The organism is Arthrobacter sp. MYb221 (assembly GCF_002979835.1).
Lineage (GTDB): Bacteria > Actinomycetota > Actinomycetes > Actinomycetales > Micrococcaceae > Glutamicibacter.
Genome location: NZ_PCPW01000032.1, coordinates 1 through 3,330, shown reverse-complemented (window position 1 = coordinate 3,330; position 3,330 = coordinate 1). Strand labels below are relative to the sequence as shown.

The window sequence follows — 3,330 nt, the reverse complement described above, 5'->3', positions numbered from 1 at the left end:
TTCTGGGGATTATCACCGAATTTTGTACCGGTTTTTGTTCCGGCCTTGTTTCGGCGACAGATAAAAACTATACACAGTTTTGCGGGATGTTTCAAATCGGGAGGCCCTTTTCCGAGGTGACCGTGCACACAGGAATAATTCTGAATTAAGTTCAGTTTTGGATCCGTACTAGTGCGTCATCGATCATACGGGCGAAGCCCGCCTATAGTCACAGGGCAGAACTAGCAGTTGATCGCATATCTAAGCGCTGCGGGATCAGCGGATTGGTTAGCTAACGTTGCCCTCCTTTGTGGAAATCATTGGTATACCGCCTGGATTTGCGCTCTACCGCCACCACACGTTGCAAAATCATCGAGTAACTCACCCATCAATGGCTCGATTCGAATCTCTTTGCCCCTGATACCACTATTACGCTTCGATTCATGACAGCTCATGGGCATCTCCAATGACGCAAGGGCCTTTTATGCCGAGCGGGATTGTTTACCGGTCAACTCCATTGGCAGCCCGATGCTCAGTCCCGGCTTCCACAACACAACTCATTCTTGGGCTCCGTAGCAAGATCGGTATGGATGCTTCTCTTTGCACGGTTGAAGTGAGCGACTGCTAGTGCCCCCATCGCGTTGACAGCAAGGACAGTTTCACGAATAGCTCATTGCTGGCGCCTGAAGGACTCCCGCCAGTCGGCGGTCCATGACTCTAGACGGTACTTTGCGTTGAGTAGCAAGCCCAAGGAAATGAGGATCTTGGCTCTGTCAGTGACAACCTAGCCCTCGGAAATTGGCTGACCACTACTCAGCTAGTCGCCCTCTGCCGTCCAAGATCGGATAGGCGCCCACTAATTGAGTGTCTACGATCGCCGTTTGGCTCAATATTTTGAGATGAACCCAAAAATCGAGGTCACCAAGTTTATAAGTGCCTCGGACACCTATTCGAAACGAGCCGGCACAAATCTGGATCGATATGGTACGTCTCTGCAACTCCTCGCGGGAACCGCCCTGTGTTTTCTCGCCAACTCAGGAAGCACGAACTGCCCTAAGAGCTCATCCGAAGCGAGGATGTTGTCCACGCCTAGGTCATCAGCAATCGCCATGACCGCACGCACAGACAAATACTTCCGTGAAATACGCGATTCATTTATGCAGATCCCTACACCCAGCTTCCTCGGAAAATTCTCTCGACAACATTTGTCGCCTTTCCATACGGCAACTTGGCGAAGACTCACTAGGCAGTAGAAGGGAAGTTGAGCGTTTGGCTAAATCTCAAGCTAAGCGTACTGTATCGATCGCTGCCATCTCTGCGAGAACGAAGCCATGCGAACTCAGGTTCGCGTAACGGTGGTTAGTGCGTGGACATACTGCAACACGGTAGGGAACGCCAAGCGGTAGGCTCCGACGACTACAGTGGCCCCTGTTGGGAACCTGTCTCTAGAAGCCGTATTCTCAATCGATGACTGGCCGGCCATTGCCCCAATTCTCCATGGCCACAATGCAAAAGAACTTCGTCTAGGCCCTACCCGAACTATGGGACCATTCCAGCCCAATCTTCCGGCAATGGCACAAGTGATTTGATAGCTCTCCACAACATGACAGAGCATCTCATCTTCCGACTTCTACCCAATTTCCATGCGACGAAACCGGAGTTCACGTTGCGTCCCGCGGAGGGGAGATCCTTCAAACGGCAACTCACCCAGGTCCACGAGACTTGCTGCCTTTAGCGCCAGCTGATTAGCCGACTGGACCGCTCTATCGGCGAGTCCCAAAGTATGCGCAAATTCTTGCCAGTGCTTCTTCTTGAGATTTTTCGTCTTACCCGCGACAGTCAAAGCCATGGTGTCATCACCGTAAATCAGCGTGCAGGGAATGTCGTAGATCGGTGCTATTGAGAACCTTCCATGAGCATCAGCCAGCATGGAAACGTTCTTTCCGTGCAGGTCTCCATTGCCTGTCAGCCACGCAAACAGAAACTGAAGGTATAAATTACGCTTAGCCAGTATCGGCGCCTGGCAGTGCGAAGCGAGAGACTCTGAAATCTGCTCGGCGCTGACTGAATACTTCAGGGCTGGCGGTAAATCGAGAACCTGCAATCCATCTTCCTGCGCATACCGTGTCACTACCGTACTATTTGCAGAAATCTGCCGGTCGAAGCGCTCGACAAGTAGCCCCTCGACATGACGGGTGTCGAAAACTAGCTGGTACTTGGCCACTGGTAACTTCAGAGCACTGGCCGCCCGGAGATGTAGTGCTTCATTAGCAACCAGATGCGGATGATCGCGCGGATTCAGCTTAAGTAGATATGCCCCGCCATCCAAACCCAAAGGTGTAGTGAGCATTGTGGCACTGATTTTTTCCTGCACACCAGGAATTGAGTGCCGGTCAAGGCTTCTCGCCAACATTGAGAAGTCTAGATCTGTCGAATCAGCAATCGCGGCCACTGCAGGAGGGGCGGTCAGTTCGGTGCCCGCCGGCGATACCCGAACATTACCTGGCGTATCGGCACCCACAACCATCAGTAGAGTCAGCTCATCTGACAGGCTAGTTTTCGCCGCATCTTTCAGTACCGTAAGTCGATGCCCCTCTGGCAATAACCCAGAGAAGAAAGCTGGCAAACCACCACCTGGACCTATATAAGGAACTGACGACAAGGGCAAAGCCGACGCGATTCCACGGTCACCAGATTCTATGTAGTCACTGGTGTACGAAAACTCGATACCTCCGTCACTCAAACGAGACAAGTGCCCAGCGAGCTTCGGCCCTTGATAGACATCGGCTCGCTGCACTCGCTTAAGCTCTTGGATTTCGTGGCTCATTTCTCCACCACAATTTTCAGCCCAAGAACTGCAGCCGCGGACTGCACGGCCGTGATGGAAGGGTTTCCACCACCAGTTTCAATTGCCCGCAAAGTGCGCTCAGAGATATCCGCCAGCTCTGCTAGCTGCTCTTGAGTCAGCCCGCTCTCTTTTCTTGACTGCTGTATAGCGAAGCCAATTTCTGACAGGGAATTCACGACGCGCTCCAGTCCGGCAAAATCTCGCCGATTTTTACGTTTACCCTCACCATAATGCCTCAATAGAGCATTTACGGCAATATACTGCCGAATCGTTGACTCATTCATTTGTTTGTAGCCATCTCGCGGAGTAACGGCAGCATCACGCCGGTCAAGTTTTCGAGCTGTCGTTTAAGGCCGGTTAAAGCACTAAAAGGTCCCGCCTCGCCAGGCAGAACCACACAACCCACACACCCCCGCACACCCCCGCGGCTTAAACAGGTGAGGCCCCCACACCAACAGGTGCAAGGGCCTCAAACCATCATACTAAGTTAAGTCCGGCGGTGA

General features: G+C 52.4%; 2 protein-coding genes. Both read right to left on the bottom strand.

Going from position 1 to position 3,330, the window contains the following annotated elements:
- Positions 1-1,609: 1,609 nt before the first annotated feature.
- The gene (locus CQ015_RS18505; RefSeq protein ID WP_105650842.1) at positions 1,610-2,806 is read right to left on the bottom strand and encodes a type II toxin-antitoxin system HipA family toxin; all 1,197 of its coding nucleotides are present in this window, start codon (positions 2,804-2,806) and stop codon (positions 1,610-1,612) included.
- Positions 2,803-3,111 (bottom strand): helix-turn-helix transcriptional regulator, encoded by a 309-nt coding sequence (locus tag CQ015_RS18500; RefSeq protein WP_258138880.1) that lies wholly within the window; start codon positions 3,109-3,111, stop codon positions 2,803-2,805. The genes CQ015_RS18505 and CQ015_RS18500 overlap by 4 nt, the downstream gene beginning before the upstream one ends.
- Positions 3,112-3,330 lie beyond the last annotated feature (219 nt).

Bases quoted from the DNA above. Each gene is read 5' to 3' on its own strand.
- CQ015_RS18500 (WP_258138880.1), bottom strand. From the start codon at position 3,111: ATGAATGAGTCAACGATTCGGCAGTATATTGCCGTAAATGCTCTATTG.
- CQ015_RS18505 (WP_105650842.1), bottom strand. From the start codon at position 2,806: ATGAGCCACGAAATCCAAGAGCTTAAGCGAGTGCAGCGAGCCGATGTC.